Annotated in this window: 15 protein-coding genes; 9 read left to right on the top strand and 6 right to left on the bottom strand. The window is 66.0% G+C overall.

The window, feature by feature from the left end; genetic code table 11:
- Nucleotides 1-120: 120 nt before the first annotated feature.
- Genes HB681_RS22360 through HB681_RS22340 form a run of 5 tightly spaced genes read right to left on the bottom strand, consistent with a single transcriptional unit; the run spans nucleotide 121 to nucleotide 6854 of the window.
- A complete protein-coding gene (locus HB681_RS22360) occupies nucleotides 121-1164 on the bottom strand; it encodes a Zn-dependent oxidoreductase (RefSeq protein WP_213957063.1) in 1044 nt (347 codons plus the stop codon).
- Between the two features lie 39 nt (nucleotides 1165-1203).
- Nucleotides 1204-2412, bottom strand: a complete 1209-nt coding sequence (manD, locus tag HB681_RS22355; protein WP_213957062.1) for a D-mannonate dehydratase ManD — start codon at nucleotides 2410-2412, stop codon at nucleotides 1204-1206.
- Between the two features lie 31 nt (nucleotides 2413-2443).
- Complete coding sequence (locus tag HB681_RS22350) at nucleotides 2444-4303, bottom strand: TRAP transporter large permease subunit (protein ID WP_213957061.1); 1860 nt, start codon at nucleotides 4301-4303, stop codon at nucleotides 2444-2446.
- An 11-nt stretch (nucleotides 4304-4314) separates the two neighbouring features.
- Nucleotides 4315-5331, bottom strand: coding sequence for a TRAP transporter substrate-binding protein (locus HB681_RS22345; protein ID WP_213957060.1), 1017 nt, complete (start codon nucleotides 5329-5331; stop codon nucleotides 4315-4317).
- Between the two features lie 44 nt (nucleotides 5332-5375).
- Nucleotides 5376-6854 (bottom strand): mannitol dehydrogenase family protein, encoded by a 1479-nt coding sequence (locus tag HB681_RS22340; protein WP_213957059.1) that lies wholly within the window; start codon nucleotides 6852-6854, stop codon nucleotides 5376-5378.
- Between the two features lie 91 nt (nucleotides 6855-6945).
- On the opposite strand from HB681_RS22340, the gene HB681_RS22335 reads away from it, so the two are divergent.
- Complete coding sequence (locus HB681_RS22335) at nucleotides 6946-7773, top strand: GntR family transcriptional regulator (RefSeq protein ID WP_256735052.1); 828 nt, start codon at nucleotides 6946-6948, stop codon at nucleotides 7771-7773.
- 66 nt (nucleotides 7774-7839) lie between these two features.
- Here the strand turns inward: HB681_RS22335 and HB681_RS22330 are convergent, their stop codons facing one another.
- Nucleotides 7840-8553, bottom strand: coding sequence for a TetR/AcrR family transcriptional regulator (locus tag HB681_RS22330; RefSeq protein WP_213957058.1), 714 nt, complete (start codon nucleotides 8551-8553; stop codon nucleotides 7840-7842).
- Between the two features lie 167 nt (nucleotides 8554-8720).
- Between HB681_RS22330 and HB681_RS22325 the strand changes: the two genes are divergently transcribed.
- From HB681_RS22325 to HB681_RS22290, 8 genes are all read left to right on the top strand, one after another.
- Complete coding sequence (locus tag HB681_RS22325) at nucleotides 8721-9560, top strand: fumarylacetoacetate hydrolase family protein (protein ID WP_213957057.1); 840 nt, start codon at nucleotides 8721-8723, stop codon at nucleotides 9558-9560.
- A 109-nt stretch (nucleotides 9561-9669) separates the two neighbouring features.
- The gene (locus HB681_RS22320) at nucleotides 9670-10626 is read left to right on the top strand and encodes a VOC family protein (RefSeq protein WP_213957056.1); all 957 of its coding nucleotides are present in this window, start codon (nucleotides 9670-9672) and stop codon (nucleotides 10624-10626) included.
- Nucleotides 10627-10652: 26 nt separating this feature from the next.
- The gene (locus tag HB681_RS22315; RefSeq protein WP_213957055.1) at nucleotides 10653-12272 is read left to right on the top strand and encodes a bifunctional 3-(3-hydroxy-phenyl)propionate/3-hydroxycinnamic acid hydroxylase; all 1620 of its coding nucleotides are present in this window, start codon (nucleotides 10653-10655) and stop codon (nucleotides 12270-12272) included.
- A gap of 31 nt (nucleotides 12273-12303) precedes the next feature.
- Entirely contained in the window at nucleotides 12304-13554 is a 1251-nt protein-coding gene (locus HB681_RS22310) for an MFS transporter (RefSeq protein WP_213957054.1), read from the top strand.
- A gap of 87 nt (nucleotides 13555-13641) precedes the next feature.
- The gene (locus HB681_RS22305) at nucleotides 13642-14625 is read left to right on the top strand and encodes an MBL fold metallo-hydrolase (RefSeq protein WP_256353927.1); all 984 of its coding nucleotides are present in this window, start codon (nucleotides 13642-13644) and stop codon (nucleotides 14623-14625) included.
- Nucleotides 14626-14826: 201 nt separating this feature from the next.
- On the top strand, nucleotides 14827-15291 hold the full coding sequence (locus HB681_RS22300; RefSeq protein ID WP_213957052.1) for a (2Fe-2S)-binding protein: 465 nt from the start codon (nucleotides 14827-14829) through the stop codon (nucleotides 15289-15291).
- Between the two features lie 53 nt (nucleotides 15292-15344).
- Nucleotides 15345-17642, top strand: a complete 2298-nt coding sequence (locus HB681_RS22295) for a xanthine dehydrogenase family protein molybdopterin-binding subunit (protein WP_213957150.1) — start codon at nucleotides 15345-15347, stop codon at nucleotides 17640-17642.
- Nucleotides 17643-17648: 6 nt separating this feature from the next.
- Nucleotides 17649-18071: a secondary thiamine-phosphate synthase enzyme YjbQ gene (locus tag HB681_RS22290; RefSeq protein WP_213957051.1), complete on the top strand. Its 423-nt coding sequence runs from the start codon at nucleotides 17649-17651 to the stop codon at nucleotides 18069-18071.
- Nucleotides 18072-18102 lie beyond the last annotated feature (31 nt).

The raw sequence follows: 18102 nt of genomic DNA, 5'->3' as shown, positions 1-18102 counted from the left end.
CCATACAAGTGGCGCGGCAATCCGGCGAATCTGGTAAACCACTAGAACCCGCTGGTCACCGAGGCTGCCTCTGGTCTCGCACGCCATGCGAGGAGCGGAACGACAGGCCGCGTACGCGATTCAGGTCGCCCCGACTTCCTCGCCAAAGTCCAGCAGCACCTTGCAGCTGTAGCGCGGATTCTTCTCCGCGATCTCGAAGGCGCCCGCCACGTCGCGGAAGTCCACCTTGTGGCTGATGATGCGGCCCGGGTCGACGAGGCCGCGCTCGATCCAGTCGATGACGGTCGGGAACATCGCGCAGTTCAGCCGCGAGGCGTAGAGCGTGAGTTCCTTCTTGGTCAGCTCCTGCTGCGGAATGGCGGACGGAGAAGCGGAGAAGCCCAGGATGCCGATGCGACCGGCGGGCGCGGCGATGCGCACGGCCTCCTCCAGGATCGACGGGTGGCAGACGGCGTCGTAGATCAGGGTCGGACCGCCTTCCACGCCGCGTTTCGCCAACGCTTCCTGCAGCGGTTCGCGCGATGTGTTGATGATCTCGTCTTCGCTCGCGCCGCAGGTCAATGCCAGCGCGAGCCGCTCGTCGAAGTGGTCCGTGATGAAGGCGCGAATGCCGTACACGCGCTTGAGCACCTGCATCAGGTTCAGCCCCACCGGCCCGGCGCCATAGATCAGCGCCACGTCGCTCGGGAACACGCCGGTGCGCCCCGTCACGTTGGCCGCAACGGCAAAGGGCTCGATCACCGAGGCGCTTGCATGGGCCAGGCCCTTCGGCACTACGTAGGCATTCCTGGCCGGCGCGCAGGCATATTCGCTGAAGCCGCCGTCGCGATGCACGCCGATCACCTGCAGCCGGCTGCAGACGTTCTGCCGGCCGATGAGGCACGCATGGCATTGACCGCAACTGATGACCGGGTCGACCACCACGGTCTCTCCGATGCGCGATGCGCTGACGCCTTCACCCACCGATTCGATGCGGCCGACGAACTCGTGGCCGATCACGCGCGGGTATGAGACGAAGGGGTTGTGCCCGTGGAAGATGTGCAGGTCGGAGCCGCAGATGCCGGCAAAGCGCACGCGTACGCGCACTTCGCCGGCTTGTGGCTCAGGCATGGGCCGCTCTTGCACGGCCATGTGGTTGGGTTGGTCGACGACGACGCTCAGCATGTTGAATTCCTTGGGTTGGGAGAGGAGGCGCGGTGCGCCTCACCAGTTCCACATCGAGCCGTCGGCGAGCCGGGCTACCGGCAGGTAGGCGCGCTCGTACGGGTACTTCGCGGCCAGTTCCTCGTTGATGTCGACGCCCAGGCCGGGCACTTCGTCCATGACCAGGTAGCCGTCTTCGTAGCGATAGTTGTGGGGGAATACTTCGTCGGTGAGCGGCGAATGCGGCATCAGTTCCTGGATGCCGAAGTTGGGCACCCACATGCCGAAGTTCACCGCGGCGGCCATGCACACCGGCGACAAATCCGTTGCGCCGTGGAAGCCCGTGCGCACCTGGTACAGCGCCGCGAAGTCCGCGATGCGGCGCACGTGCGTGATGCCGCCCGCATGCACGATGGTCGAGCGGATGTAGTCCACCAGTTGCTCGCTGATCAGGTCCTTGCAGTCCCAGATCGAGTTGAACACTTCGCCGATGGCCAGCGGCGTGGTCGTGTGCTGGCGGATGAGGCGGAAGGCCTCCTGGTTCTCCGCAGGCGTCGCGTCCTCGATCCAGAACAGGCTGCAGGGCTCGAGTTCCTTGCCGAGCCGGCCGGCCTCGATCGGCGTGAGCCGGTGGTGCGCATCGTGCAGCAGGTGCGGCTCGAAGCCGACCGCCTCGCGCACCTTGCGGAACAGCTCGGGGGTGTGGCGCAGGTAGAGCGAGGTGTCCCACGGCTCCTCGGGCGGCAGGCCCTTCTCGGCCGGCTCGTAGTGCCCCTTGGTCTTGCCGACGCCGTAGGTCTTGGCCAGCCCCGGCACGCCGGACTGCACGCGGATCGCCTTGTAGCCTTCCTCGATGTGCTTCTGCACGGCCTCGATGGCCTCGGCATGGTCGCGGCCGTTGGCATGGCCGTACACCATGAGGCCGTTGCGGCTCTTGCCGCCGAGCAACTGGTACACGGGCATGCCGGCGAGCTTGCCCTTGATGTCCCACAGCGCCATGTCGATGGCGGCAATGGCGGTCATCGTCACCGGGCCGCGCCGCCAGTAGGCGCCGCGGTACATGTACTGCCAGATGTCCTCGATATTGCGCGGGTCGCGGCCGATGAGGCAGGGGACCAGGTGGTCCTCGAGGTAGGACTTGACCGAGAGTTCGCGGCCGTTGAGCGTGGCATCGCCGAGTCCGACCACGCCTTCGTCGGTGACGATCTTCACCGTCACGAAGTTGCGGCCGGGGCAGGTCACGATGATCGTGATTCGTTCGATTTTCAAGGGAGACTCCAGGAAGAAGATGAAGGACGCTTCAGAGGAAGCCGACCGAGAACCAGGGCACGAAGACCAACAACAGGAGCGCAATGAACAGCGCCGCCATGTGCGGCCAGACGCGCGGCATCGCCACGTCCGGCGACACGCGGCCGATGGCGCATGCGGCATAGAAACCCACGCCGAAAGGCGGCGCGAACAGGCCCAGGCCCATCGCGAAGATCACGACCATCGCGTAGTGCACTTCATTGACGCCGACCATCTTTGCGATCGGGAACAGCAGCGGCCCGAACAGCACGATCGCCGGGATGCCTTCCAGCAGGCTGCCGAGCACGACGAAGGCGAGCGCCGACACCAGCAGGAAGCCCATCTTTCCGCCCGGCACGGCCGTCATGATCTTGACCAGGTCCTGCGCGAAACCCGACTGCGTCAGCGCCCAGGCCATCGCCGTCGCGCAGCCGACGATCAGCAGGATCGCGCCCGACAGCGACGCCGTGTCGAGCAGCATCGGATAGATCCGCTTCCAGTCGAACTGCCGGTAGATGAACAGGCCCGCGAGCACCGTGTAGAAGATGCCGATGGTCGACACCTCGGTGGCCGTGGCCACCCCTTCCACCACCGCCGTGCGAATGATCACCGGCAGCAGCAGCGCGGGGAGCGCCACCATCAGCAGCTTGCCGATCTCCTTGCGCGAGGCCTTGGTGACGCCGGTCATGTCTTCGCGGCGCGTCTGCCACCAGACGACGAAGGCCATCAGCAACAGCCCCACCACCGCAGGCATCAAGCCGCCGATGAAGAGCGAAGTGATGGACACGCCCGTCACCGAGCCCACCGTGATCAGCACGATGCTCGGCGGAATGGTCTCCGACATGGCGCCCGAGGCGGACAGCAGCCCGATCAGGTCGCCGTCCTTGCTGCCGCGCTTCTTCATCTCCGGGAACAGGGCCGGCGCCACCGCCGCCATGTCTGCCGCCTTGGCGCCCGAGATGCCGGAGACGATGTACATCGCGCCCAGCAGCACATACTGCAGGCCGCCGCGCACATGGCCGATCAGGCTCACGAGGAAGTTGATCATGGCGCGCGCCAGCCCCGTCATCTCGATCAGCGAACCGAGGAACACGAACAGCGGCACCGCCAGCAGGATCAGGTGCGACATGCCCTCCTGCATGCGGTTGGGCATGATCGACATCGGTGTCGTCGTCGAGAAGGCCAGGTACGACATCGTGGCCAAGCCGAAGGCGAACGCGATCGGCACGCCGATCACGATGCAGCCGACCAGCATCACCAGGAAGAAGATCACCAGGTTGAGATTGCCGAGGCTTGCCAGCGCTGGCGACAGCAGCCACAGCGCACCGCCACCCACGGCGACCGCGATGCCGCACACGGCGATCTGCTTCCATGGCGACTGCTCGACGAGACGCGTCACCGCGGTCACCAGCATGAGGATCGCGCCGGCGAACACCGCCCCCGCGCGCCAGCCTTCGCTGATGCCGAGCACCGGTGTCGACACCTCGATTTCCTCGTGCCAGTGCTCCCAGGCTGGCCCAATGAACATGGCCAGGAACGCCACGACCAGGCACATGCCCAGCGCGTCGGTCCAGGCGCGCCGTTCGGGCGACAGGTCCTTGACGAAAGTCGTGAGGTGCATGTGGGCGGTGCGCCGCAACGCAATGCACGAGCCGAGCATCGCAAGCCACAGGAACAGGATGCTCGCGAGTTCGTCGGTCCAGGTGAGCGGTTCGTGCAGCGCATATCGCGCGAAGGCGCCGCCACCGAGGATGAGGACTTCAGCCACCACGATGGCGGCGGCCGGGATCTCGGTGATCCAGGCCAGCAAGCGGTCGAACCAGCGTGTGCTGGTGTCCGGCACGATGTCGAGGGGGTCGATGGTGGACTGCATGGCGCAGGTCCTCAGGCGAGCTTGCCCGAATACTTCTCCAGCTTGGCCCACACCTCGTCGCCGTACTTTCCCTTCCACTCGGTGTAGAAGCCGGCGCTCTTGAGCATCTCGCGGAACGGCGCGGCATCGGGCTTGTTGAAGGTCACGCCAAGCTTGGTCAACTGCGCCTGCGCATCGGTGTTGAGCTTTGCGATGTCGGCACGCTGCTTGAGCGCCGCCGCATTGAGGTTCTTCGCCAGCGACTCCTGCACTTCCTTGGGCAGGGCCTGCAGCTTCTTCGCGTTGCCGAAAATGAAGTGGCCGTCCCAGGTGTGGGCCGTCAGCGAGCAGAACTTCTGGACCTCGTAGAGCTTGGCGCTCTGGATCAGCGCAAGCGGGTTCTCCTGGCCGTCCACCACCTTGGTCTGCAGCGACGAATACAACTCGCCGAAGGGGATCGCCGTGGGCGAGGCGCCGAGGGCCTTGAACATCGAGATCCACAGCGGGATGCCCGGCACGCGGATCTTGAAACCCTTGAGGTCGGCCGGCGTTGCGATGGCCTTGCTGGCCGACGTGATGTTGCGATAGCCGTTGTCGAGGCACTTGTCGAAGGCGTAGAGGTTGACCTTGGCCAGCGCGCTGCGCACGTAGGCGCCGAGGTCGCCGTCCATTGCGGCCCAGACCGCGTCGTAGTCCTTGAAGGCGAAGGCCACGCCGTTGATGCCGGCCGTCGGCACCAGCGTCTGCAGGTTGGTGCCGGCCGTCGACATGATGTCGATGGCGCCGGCGCGCGTCTGCGAAATCATGTCGGGCTCGCTGCCGAGCTGGCTGGTCGGATAGACCTGCAGGTCGACCTTGCCGCCGGTGTCCTTGCTGATGGCCTCGGCCGCCTCCTTGATGCGCAGCGTACCGGGATGGTCGGCGGGGAAGGCAGTGCCGTACTTGAGCTTGATCTCGCCCGCGGCGAAGGCGAAGCGTGGCAGCGATGCGGCAACGCCGGCAGCGGCGAGCGTGGTGGCGAACTGGCGGCGTGTGGGCGCGAAAGTCATGGCTATGTCTCCGTTGGGTCTTGTGAGTGGGCGAATGTGCGGGTTCAGCGGGCGAGCAGCGTCTTCATGCCGCCTTGACGCAAGGTGCTCAGGTGAAGCGCCAGGCGTTCGACGAAGGCGTGCGGCCAGGGCTGCGCGCCGAACACGGGGCCGTGCGCCAACGCGGCGTGGGCCGCATCGACGTCGTTGCCGGTTTGTCGCAAGAGCGATGCGAGGGCCTCCGCGCCCGGGTCGCTGATGACCAACGCGGCGCCGCTGTCGCTGCGGCCCGTGGCCAGGTAGTGAAGCCAGCTTGCCAATGCGCGCTCGAGCAACGGGCGTTCGACGCCGGCCGCCAGGCTCTCGCGCAGGGCGGGCAGCCAGCGCACAGGAATCTTCTGCGTGCCATCCATCGCGATCTGCTGCGTGCGGTGTTGCAGCGTGGGATTCTCGAAGCGCTTGAGCAGGTCGTGGCAATAGGAGGTCACGTCGTAGCCCGATGGCGCGGCCACCGTGGAGCGCAGGTCTTCCAGCATCAGGCGTCGCGCGAATGCGCCGACGAGCGGATCCGCCATCGCGTCGGCCACGGTCTCCAGTCCGCACAACTGGCCTGCGTAGGCGAGGGCGGAGTGCGTGCCGTTCAGCAGGCGCAACTTCATCGCCTGGTAGGGGCGCACGTCGCTGGTCAGCAAGGCGCCGGCGTCTTCCCACGCGGGGCGAGTGCTTGCAAAGCGGTCTTCGATCACCCATTGCGTGAAGGGCTCGCAGACGATCGCCGCCTCGTCGCGCAGGCCGAGCCGCGCTGCCGCCCAGTCGAGCGAAGCGGGTGTCGCCGCAGGCACGATGCGGTCGACCATGCTGTTGGGGCAGCCGATATCGGTCTCGATGCGGCGCGCGAGCTTCGGGTCGAACTGGTCGGCGTATTGCACCAGCAGCTTGCGCAGGGTGTCGCCGTTGCCGGCCATGTTGTCGCAGCAGACCAGGGTCAGGGGCGCAGTGTCGGGGCGCAGGCGGATGCCGGCGGCGAGCACGCCGAGCGTGGTGCGTGGCGCCTCCGGATGCGCGATGTCGTGACGGACATCCGCGTCGTCCATGTCGAGGTCGGCGCTCGCCGGGTTCTGGCTGTAGCCCTTCTCGGTCACCGTGCTGCTGACGATGGACACGGACGGATCGGCGATGGCCGCAATGACCCGCACCAGGTCGCGCGGTGCGAAGAGGGCGCCGCGCAGCGAAGCGACGACACGCGTGCGGGCCTCGTCGCCGTGCCGCTCGGTTACTGAGTAGAGGTTGTCCTGCGCCGTCAGGGCATCCGGGACGCGCGGGTCGCGCAGGCTGACGCCGAGGATGCCCCAGCGCAGGTCGCCTTCTGAAATCACCTTTTCGGTGTACAGGGCCTGGTGCGCACGATGAAAGGCGCCCAGTCCCAGGTGCACGATGCCTGTCTGCAGGCGCGTTCGATCGTAGTTCGGCTGGGTGACCGAAGCGTTGGCGGCGCGCAGATGGTCCGATGACAGATGCAATTGATCGAGGACGCTCGTTGTCATGCTTGTTCCTGTTACCGCACTACCATGGTAGTAAATGTGGTGCAACGAAGTCTAGGATGCGAATGTCGTCTCGCAATACCGGGAAAACCCCATGCAAGTGGCTTTTGTTTTGTGTACTACCATGGCGGAAACCTCGTTTAAAGGAACAGCCATCGCCACGTCCGACCGCGTGCCCGTCAAGGGGCGAAAGACCGCCGAACCGTCGCCCGCAGAGGGTCCGCTGGTCACTGCGCTTGCCGGCTTCCGCCTCGATCCCGCGCGCTCCTACACGGCGCAGGTGCATGACCAGCTGCTGCAGGCCATCGTGCGCGGTACCTTGCCTCCGCGCACCGCGTTGTCTGAGGCCACGATCTCCAAGCTGATCGACGTCAGCCGGACGCCCGTGCGGGAGGCGCTGGCGCAACTGGCCGACGAGCAGATGGTCCTGATCTATCGCCAGGTGGGCACCATCGTCGCGCCAGTGCGCACGCAATTGTTGGAAGAGGGGCGGTTCGTGCGCAGCACGCTGGAGTGCGCCAGCCACGTGCAACTGGTGCAGACGATCACGCCTTCACAGCTGGAAGAGTTCGGACAGATCGTCCAGCGGCAACGAAGCGCCGTGTCGAGCGGAGAGATCGATCGATTCTCCGAACTCGACGAGTTGATGCATCGCCGCCTGTTCGAATTTGCCGGGCGAGGACACGTCTGGGAGATGCTGGAGCCCATCAAGCGCCAGTTCGACCGTGTGCGCTGGCTGCTGCTGGGCCACGTGGCGGGCCATGCCGAACGCGCGCTGCAGGAGCACGAGCAAATGCTGGCGCAGATGGCGTCGCGCGACGTCGCGGGACTTGGCGCCAGCGTGTCCTCCCACATCAATCACATCAGCGGGCACCTGGCCGCGTTGCGCGAGCAGGCGCCGGAAAGCTACTTTTCGGATTGAGTGAGAAGCGCGCGGGGCGCGATCGCAGGCAAGCTCTTCAGCTCGGCCGGCAGCTGGCTGGCCACCTCAGCTTCGCTTGCTGCGGCCGGTCGTGCCGTCGACGCGTTTCAAACCGGAAAAGATAGGGCCTTCCACAGCACCGGGCATGGCCAGGGGCATGTAGGCAATGGTCTCCGCCTCTTTCGGATCGAGACCGAAACCCACCAGCACGCTGCGCAGGATGTGTTCCGGATGGTGCTTCTGTGTCGGCTCGGTGAGCATGGTCTCGATGCCGTAGAAGATCGAGCCCAGCACGATGTCGCGCGCGACCGTCACGCTGTCGACCTGGATCCGCTTGCTTTTGCGCGCGGCCTCGAGGTCGCGCGTGAGGTAGAGGTCGATGAGCTGGCCGCGCGTGGCGATGCGGGTGCCAACGCGGGTGATGAAGCCGCCCCACAGCGGGTAGCGCACGGCCATCTGCATGTAGAGGCGCGTGCCGCATGCGACGCGTGCGACAGGGTCTTCAAGTTGCAGGACGAGCGGGTCGACGATCCGCAGCACCTCGTCGCTCATGGCTGCCGCCAGTTCGAGCAGCAACTCGTTCGTCGTCTTGAAGTGGTTGTAGAAGGTGCCGCGCGAAACCCCGGCCGCGGCGATGAAGTCGTCGATGACGGCGACGTCCGGTCCCTTCTCCGAGAACACGGACAGCGCGCTCTCGAGCAGGCGCAGTTTCGTCTTCTCGCGCCGCTGCGCGCCGACCCGCACACGGTGATCTTCGGGGGCTGTTTCTGCTTGCTTCATTGCCATGGCTGTCGAGGGTACACGATGGGTTTCGACCGGACTCGGGCAATGGCGCTCAGGGAAACCACCTACCATTTTCTCTGGTTTGTCATATTGATGTTTTTGTCAGTTCGACTAAAGTTCGTTTTAGACAAACAGTCCAAATCAACCACTCAAGAGGCACACCCATGAAGCTGCTACGTCACGGCCCCGCAGGGGCAGAAAAACCGGGCGCACTCGACGCCAACGGCAAGATCCGCGACCTGTCCCTGCTGATCCCCGACTTCACGCCGGAGTGGATGTCGCCGGCCAAGCTGCAGGCGCTCACCGCCATCGACCTGTCGAAGCTGCCGCTGGTGCCGGAAGGCACGCGGCTCGGGGCGCCGGTCGCGGGCGTGCGCCAGTTCGTCGCCATCGGCCTCAACTACCGCAAGCATGCGGAGGAGTCGGGCCTGGAGATCCCCAAGGAGCCGGTGGTGTTCACCAAGGCACTGACCTCGCTGGCCGGCCCCGACGACGACGTCGAGCTTCCCGAGGGCTCGGTTGCCGGCGATTGGGAAATCGAGCTTGGCTTCGTCATCGGCACGCAGTGCAGGAAGGTGCCGGTGGCCGATGCGCTGAAGCACGTGGCCGGCTACTGCCTGGCCAACGACGTGTCGGAGCGCGACTGGCAGATCAAGCGCAACGGCCAGTGGGGCAAGGGCAAGAGCTTCGACGGCTTCGGCCCGATCGGTCCGTGGCTGGTGACCACCGATGAGCTGCCTGACCCGCAGAACATTCCGCTCGAACTGGCTGTCAACGGTGAAGTGAAGCAGCAGAGCAACACGGCCGACATGATCTTTCCGGTGGCGGAAGTGGTGTCCTACCTGAGCCAGTTCATGACCCTGCTGCCCGGCGACGTGGTCATCACCGGCACCCCGCAGGGCGTCGGCTTGGGCATGAAGCCAAGCCCGCAGTTCCTGAAGCGCGGCGACGTCATGACGCTGAGCGCGGGCGTGCTGGGCACGCAGCGTCAACGGGTCATCTGACCGTCCGCCCCAGCCGCTGAACCCTTTCAAGAAAAGGCCGCGTTGCACGAAATGCAGCGCGCCGCAGGCGGAGCTTTGCCCGCGCCAAAAGTCAACAAGGAGACAACGAATGACTGCAACGACAAGCCATCACGACGACAAGGACTTCCTGGCGGTGCACTCCGTCGACGAGTTCGTCTACAGCGTGCCGGACCTGGAACAGGCGCGCCACTTCTACACGGCCTTCGGACTCGATGTGCGCGACGAAGGCGACGCGCTGGCGCTCTACACCTTCGGCCATCCGCACCGCTGGGCCCGCGCGTTGAAGGGCGGCGACGCCAAGCGGCTGGAATGGGTCAGCCTGGGGATCCACGCAAGAGACGAGGCGCGCTTCCAGCAACACCTGGCGGCCAGGGGCATCCCGGCCATTGCGCCGCCTGCGCGTGCCGATGCAGGCGGCATCTGGATCGAAGGGCCGGACGCGATGCCGCTGCAATTGCGTGTCGCCGAAAAGTCGTCGCCGTCGCAACCGGCACCGCGCGAGTTCCCGCCGGAGAACGCCAACGCCGGCCGGTCGCCAAGTCGCAGCAAGGCCAAGGCGGCGCGGCCGTTGTACCTCTCCCACATCCTGCTGTTCAGCGCCAACGTCGATGCGGCGCGCGCCTTCTACGAAGACGTGCTGGGCCTGCGCCTCTCCGACAAGTCGGGCTCGGTCATCGCCTTCCTGCACACGCCGCATGGCAGCGACCACCACCTGATCGCACTGGCGCTGTCGAACGGTGGCGGACTGCATCACAGCAGTTGGTGCGTGCCGTCCATCGACGAGGTCGGCCAGGGCACGCAACAGATGGCAGAGGCTGGCTACGAGAAGGGCTGGGGCGTCGGCCGCCACGTGCTCGGCTCCAACTACTTCCGCTACGTGCGCGACCCGTGGGGCAGCTATGCGGAGTATTCGTTCGACATCGACTTTGTCGAGCCCGGCAACACCTGGCCCGCCGCCGACCACCCTGGCGAGGACTCGCTCTACGTCTGGGGCCCATCGCTTCCCGAGGATTTCATCGTCAACCACGAACTGGCCGCGCGCTGAGCCGCACCGCCGCAAGGAGACTCGTCATGAACAGCAGCAACATTCCCTTCTACGACGTCGTGCAGATCGGCTACGGCCCAGTCAGCGAGATCATGGCCCTGTCGCTCGCGCGGCAAGGCCATAAGGTAGCTATCTTCGAACGCTGGCGCGAGCGCTATGCACTGCCGCGTGCGGTGTGCATCGACCATGAGCTGTACAGGGTGCTTTCGGCGCTGGGCATGAGCGAGCAATTGCCCGCCGTGAGCCATGCCGGCCCGCACTACAAGTGGTTCAACGCCGAGTGGAAGGAACTGCTCTCGATCGACTGGCAATCCGAATCGATCTCAGGCGGCCCCGAGGTGAACTTCGTGCACCAGCCGACGCTGGAGAAGATGTTCGAGGAAGTCGTGCAGGCGCGCCCCGAAGTCACGCTCAACCTGGGCTGGGAAGCCATCGAGGCGACGCAGACGGCGGACTATGCGCAGCTCGTGGTGCGCGACACCGAATCAGGTGAAACGCGCACCGTGCGCTGCAAGTACTTGATCGGCGCCGACGGTGCCAACAGCCTGGTGCGCCAGGCCATCGGCTCGACCCAGGAAGACCGCGGCTTCGAAGCCGACTGGCTCGTGATCGACGTGCTGCCGAACGAAGGCGTCACCCTCGACATCCCGCCGGCCGCCCAGTACTGCAACCCGGTCCGCCCGACCACCATCGTGCCGGCCGGCGTCAAGGACGGCCGCTACTTCCGCCGCTGGGAGTTCATGCGCCTGCCGCACGAGACGGCCGCCGAGCTGGAACACGAACACGTTGCCTGGGACCTGCTCGAACCGTGGGTCAGGCGCGACCAAGCCACCATCGTGCGGCACAAGGTCTACACCTTCCGCTCGCTGCTGGCCAACACCTGGCGCAAGGGCCGCATGCTGATCGCCGGCGACGCCGCGCACGTGATGCCGCCCTTCATGGGCCAGGGCATGTGCGCCGGCCTGCGCGACGACTGGAACCTCGCGTGGAAGCTCGACCTGATCCTGAAGGGCAGGGCTGACGATTCGCTGCTCGACACCTACCAGCCCGAGCGCCGCCCGCATGTGAGCGACGTGATCGACCTGTCGATGTTCCTCGGCAAGATCATCTGCATCCCCGACCCCGCAGCGGCCGCCGAGCGCGACCGCGCCTTCTTCGCTGGCGAAGTGCCGCCGCCACCGCCGTTCCCGAGCCTGACCGACGGCATCCTGCGCCGGGGCCAGGACGGCGCGGTGCAGTCGCCGGCCGGCTTGCTGTGCCCGCACGGCATCGTGCGCTCGGGCAGCCGCACCGGTCGCTTCGACGACGTCGTCGGGCTGGGCTTCGTGCTGGTGTCGCGCAATGCTGGCGCGCTGTCGCGACTCGGCGCGTCGCAGCGGGTTTTCCTGGATGCGCTCGGCGCGCATCGCGTCACGGTCGCGGCACGGGACACCGCCGGCGCACTGACGGATGTGGACGCGAAGTTCATCCCCTGGATGGAACGCCATGGCGTCGAGACGATGCTGGTGCGGCCCGACTTCTACCTCTACGGCGCCGCCGTCGATGCGTCCGACCTCGACGCGCTGGTCGACGACCTCGCGGCCGACCTGCAGCTCCATGGCGTGAAGATCGCTTCCGCACAAGAACCGCAAGCGCTCGCCGCCTGAGCAAGCACGAAGACAACTGGAGACAAGCACCATGAACATCCACACCGCCGCCCACCCGGGCGTCCTGCCGACCTCATCACGCCGGGACGTCAGCTATGAATGGAAAGCCGTTGCGTTGCTGTGCCTGGGCTTCGGCCTGGTCGGCATCGACCGCTTCATGATCCTGCCGCTGTTCCCGGTCATCGCGAAAGACCTGGGGTTGAACTACCAGCAACTCGGCCAGGTGACCGGCGTGCTGGCCATTGCCTGGGGCGTGGCTGCGCTGTTCATGGGCAACCTGTCGGACCGCCTCGGGCATCGCAAGGTGATCATTCCCGCGATCATCGTGTTCTCGCTGTTGGCCGGCTTCAGCGGGCTCGCGACCGGCGTGATGAGCCTGATGTTCATCCGTGCGTTGATCGGCTTTGCGGAGGGCGCGTACACGCCGTCGAGCATCGTCGCGACGCTGGATGCGTCGAAGCCTTCGCGGCAGGGCATGAACATCGGCATCCAGCAGGCGGCGCTGCCGCTGTTCGGGTTGGGCATCGCGCCGATCCTGGTGACGCAACTGCTCAAGGTGGTCGAATGGCACTGGATCTTCGCGATGGTGTCGATCCCGGGGCTTCTCATTGCGTACCTGCTGTATCGCACGCTGCGCAACACGCCGGCTGCCGTCGCCGCGACGCACACGTCGACGCATGACGCATTGCCGCACAAGTGGTCCGACGTGTTCCGGTATCGCAACGTACCGCTCAACATGATCGGCATGCTGTGCTGGCTGACGAACCTGGTCGTGTTGAGCGCGCTGCTGCCCAGCTACCTGATCGACTACCTGCACCTGTCGCTGGAGCAGATGGGGCTGGTGCTTTCGGCGATCGGCTTCGGCGGCACGATGGGCACGCTGGTGATGCCTGCGCTGTCGGACCGCATCGGCCGCAAGCCGGTGATGATCATCTCGGTCATCGGCGCGGGCATCGGACTGTACTTCCTCATGCACACCGGTGCGCAGCCCTATGGCCTGTTCGCATGGTTGTTCGTCACGCTGTTCTTCATCTTCAGCATGATCTGCCTGACGGTCGGCCCGCTGAGTGCCGAGTCGGTGCCGGCGAAGCTGATGTCTACGGCGTCGGGCATCGTGGTGGGGACGGGCGAGATCTTCGGGGGTGGCATTGCGCCGGTGATCGCGGGCTATGTGGCCCAGCACTTCGGCATTCAATACATCATGCATCTGGCAGCCGTGGCATTGGTGATCGGGTTCTTCGTGGCGCTGTCGCTCAAGGAAACCGCGCCTGGAAAGGCCTGACGCGCCCCCCGGTTTCGCTTCACTCTGCCACCCGACCGGGCCAACACCAGCGGCCGGGCAAAGCACCCAACTAAATCGATGGTTCAAATGAACAGCCTCTCCCTCGCCCGTCGCGCCCTCGGCGCGCTCGCCTTCGCATGCGCCGCTGTCACTGCGCAAGCCGCACCCCTCAACGTCACGCTGCTCGGCACCGGCAGTCCCGTGCCCAGCAACGTGCGCTTCAGCCAGTCGATCCTGGTCGAAGCCGGCAAGGAGAAGCTGGTGTTCGACCTCGGGCGCGGCGTCAGCATCCGGCTCGCGCAACTGAACATCCCGTTCAAGGACGTCACGGCCAGCTTCATCACACACTTTCATTCGGATCACCTGGTGGGTTTGCCCGACCTGTGGTTGACCGGCTGGCTGCCCACGCCCTTCGGTTCGCGTACCACGCCGATGGTCATCTACGGACCCAAAGGCACCGAGGCCATGACCCGGAACCTCACGGCCGCCTTTGCCGAGGACATCCGGACGCGCATCGCCGACGAGAAGCTGCCGCCGGCGGGCATCGCCTTCGACGCCCACGACATCGGGGCGGGCGTGGTCTACGAGCGCAACGGCGTCAAGGTCACCGCCTTTGCTACACATCATGGCGACCTCATCGAACACAACTTCGGCTACAGGATCGAGTACGAGGGCAAGAAGGTCGTGATCTCCAGCGACACCACCTACGACGAGCGCATCGCTGCCCAGGCCAAGGGCGCGGACCTGCTGATCCATGAGGTGGCGGACATCGATCCCGGCCTGTTGAAGGCCTACCCGCGCTTCAAGGAGATCGCGGCACACCACACCACGCCGGAAGAGGCGGGCCGCATCTTCTCGATGGCACGACCCAAGGTGGCCGCTTTCACGCACATCATCGTGTTCAGGGCGAACGCGCCGCTGGACGTGCCGCCGACCGAAGTGCTGGCGCGTACACGAACGACCTACGACGGCCCCCTTGTAATTGGCGAGGACCTGACACGCTTCGAGATCGACGCGGAGGTCAAGGTCTTCGACGCAAAGCGGCAAGCCATCGAACCGATGGCGCCCTGAGTCCCGTCTTCGAGGTAGTTGTGCTTGCCAGGCCGCGGCAGCACAATCGTGCGGAGCGCCAAGCGCGCTCGATGCCAGGGCCGTCGACAGTGCGTGCCTGCCTCGGCCCGCACCGGTAGACGGCACAGCGTGGCGAGGCTGAGTTCGGCGAGCAAAGATCAACGGCTTGGTGATTTCCACCCACCTTGGAAGCACATCACGATGACCACGTTGACTATCAATGGCAAGGCGACCACCGTCGCGGCGCCGGATGACACCCCTTTGCTCTGGGTCTTGCGGGACCATGTCGGCCTGACCGGCACCAAGTTCGGCTGCGGCATGGCACTGTGCGGCGCATGCACCGTGCATCTCAACGGCGCGCCGGTGCGCGCCTGCCAGACGCCGCTGTCCACGGCGGTGGGCAAGAAGATCACGACGATCGAGGGCGTCGGCGCCAGCCAGGCGGGCAAAGCCGTGCAGACCGCGTGGATGAAAGTCGGCGTGGCGCAATGCGGCTACTGCCAGTCGGGCCAGATCATGAGCGCCACTGCGCTGCTGCAGACCAACCCCAGGCCCAGCGACGCCGACATCGACCAGGCCATGAGCGGCAACATCTGCCGCTGTGGCACCTACACCCGGATCCGAGCGGCCATCAAGTCCGCTGCCGGCATGGGAGATGCAGCATGAACGCGCGCCGCCAACCCCATTCGCTTGCCGACTACCTTGCTTCCGGCGCTTCGATGGCTGCGTCGGCGCCCTCGGCGGGCACCAGCCGCCGCCGCTTCCTCCAGGCTGCGCCGTTGACGGGCCTCGTACTGTACGTCGGCCTTCCCGCCATTGGCGCCGCGGCCGATGCGCCCGTGAAGTACGGCGGCGACGGCATGCCGGAAGGCCTGCGCGACAGCCCCAGGATCTTCGTTTCGATCGCGCCTGACGGCACCGTCAGCATCGTCGTCAACCGCTCCGAGATGGGGCAGGGCGTGCGCACCAGCATCCCCAAGATCGTGGCCGATGAGCTGGAGGCCGACTGGAAGCGGGTGCGCGTGGTGCAGGCGCCGGGCGACGAGGCCAAATACGGCAACCAGGACACCGACGGCTCGCGCAGCACGCGCCACTGGTTCGACCCGATGCGCCGGTGCGGTGCGAGTGCCCGCGTGATGCTCGAACAGGCCGCGGCCGCGCAATGGAAGGTGCCGCTCGACTCGGTGCAGGCCAGGAACCACGAAGTCGTGCACAAGCCCAGCGGTCGCAAGCTCGGCTATGGCGCCCTTGCGCTCGCTGCCGCGAAGCTGGATGTGCCGGAACCCGCCTCGGTCAAGCTGAAGGACCCGAGCCAGTACCGCTACATCGGCAAGGAGGACACTTTCCTGACCGACGGGCAGGCGATCGCGACCGGCAAGACCTGGTACGGCATCGACACCCGCCTGCCGGGCATGCTGTACGCGGTGATCGCGCGCCCACCAGTGCTCGGCGGCAAGGTCAAGAGCTTCGATGCCACCGAGGCGATGAAGGTGCCCGGCGTGATCAAGGTCTTTGCGATGGAAGGCACGCCGCCGCCCTCGGAGTTCCAGCCCGTCGGCGGCATCGTCGTGGTCGGCAACGACACCTGGGCCGCGATCAAGGGCCGTCGCATGCTCAAGATCGAATGGGATGACGGCGCGCACGCGAGCTACAACTCGCCCGCTTTCAGGGCCGAACTCGAGCAGGCCGTGCTGAAGACCGGCGGCAAGGAAGTCCGCAACGAAGGCGACACCTACGCTGCGCTGTCCAAGGCGACGAAGAAGATCGAGGCCAACTACTACGTGCCGCATTTCGCGCACGCGTCGATGGAGTGCCCGGCTGCGACTGCACGCATCGTCAATGGCGCCTGCGAGGTCTGGGCCTGCACGCAGTCGCCCCAGGCCGCGCATGACCGCGTCGCGAAACGGCTGGACCTGCCTGCGGACAAGGTCAAAGTCAACGTGACGCTGCTGGGCGGCGGCTTCGGGCGGAAGTCGAAGCAGGACTTCGTGGTCGAGGCCGCCTTGACGTCGAAAGAGATGGGCGGCCAGCCAGTCAAACTCACTTGGACGCGTGAGGACGACTTGCACCACGACTACTTCCACACGGTCTGCGCGCAGCACCTGGAAGCGGGCCTGGACGCCAACGGCAAGGTCACGGCCTGGTTGCACCGCACGGCAGAACCGACGATTGCGTCGATCTTCGCGCCGGACCCGAAGACGCTGGCGCCATTCGAACTGGGGCTGGGCCTGGCCGGTCTGCCGTACGCGATTCCGAACATCCGCATCGAGAACCCCGAGGCGACCGCGCATGCGCGCATTGGCTGGCTGCGTTCAGTCAACAACATCCAGCATGCGTTCGCGTCGCAGTCGTTCATCGCCGAGATTGCGCAGGCGCAGGGCAAGGACCATCGCGACTTGCTGATCGAGTTGCTGGGGCCGAACCGGTTGATCGATCCGACCAAGATCAGCGACGGCTGGAACCATGGCGAGTCGCCCGAGCGCTACCCGATCAACGTGGGCCGGCTGCGCGGGGTGATCGAACGCGCGACGAAGGAAGCGCAATGGGGCCGCAAGATGGGCAACGGCCAGGGGCTGGGCCTCGCGGCGCACTACAGCTTCGTCACCTATGTTGCCGCGGTCGTGGAGGTGAGCGTCGACCCGTCGGGCGACATCCTGATTCCGCGCATCGATGTGGCGGTGGACTGCGGCCCGACGGTCAACCCCGACCGCGTGCGCTCGCAGATCGAGGGCGCTTGCGTGATGGGGCTGAGCCAGGCGGTGGTCAGCGAGATCACCTTCAAGAACGGCCGCGCCGAGCAGGACAACTTCCACCAGTACGAGGTGATGCGCATGAACCTGGCGCCGAAGAAGATCGTCGTGCACATCATGCCCTCGAGCTATGACGTGCCCCTGGGCGGCGTGGGTGAGCCGGGGGTGCCGGTGATCGCGCCGGCGCTGATGAACGCGATCGCGGCAGCGACCGGCAAGCGAATCCGGCAGTTGCCGCTGCGTGCGCAGTTGGCCAACGTGTCCTGAGGCGGGATGATCCAGCAGTTCACCACGTCGTTGATCTTCCAGACGCGCGGTCGTGGGCTGCTGGAGGTCACCCCGGAGGTGGCTGACTGGGTGGCCAAGGCGGGGCTGGCAGAAGGATTGCTGACGGTTTTCGTCAGGCACACCTCGGCGAGCCTGGTGATCCAGGAAAACGCGGACCCTGATGTGCGAGGCGACCTCGATCGATTCTTTGCGCGCCTGGCTCCCGACGGCGATCCGTTGTTCCGTCACCGGGACGAAGGCGCTGACGACATGCCGGCGCATGTGCGTGCGGCGCTGACGGCCGTGCAACTGTCGATTCCGCTATACGGTGGCCGGCTGGCGCTTGGGACCTGGCAAGGCATCTATCTCTGGGAACACCGGACGCGCCCGCATCGGCGGGAACTCGTGCTGCATCTGCTGGGGGCGTAGGCGCGCTCTTCGGCGACAAGCCGCAGACCGC

Origin of the sequence: Variovorax sp. dw_954, from assembly GCF_018449755.1 — a bacterium.
Classification (GTDB): domain Bacteria; phylum Pseudomonadota; class Gammaproteobacteria; order Burkholderiales; family Burkholderiaceae_C; genus Variovorax.
This window is presented reverse-complemented; position numbering and strand designations above follow the sequence as displayed.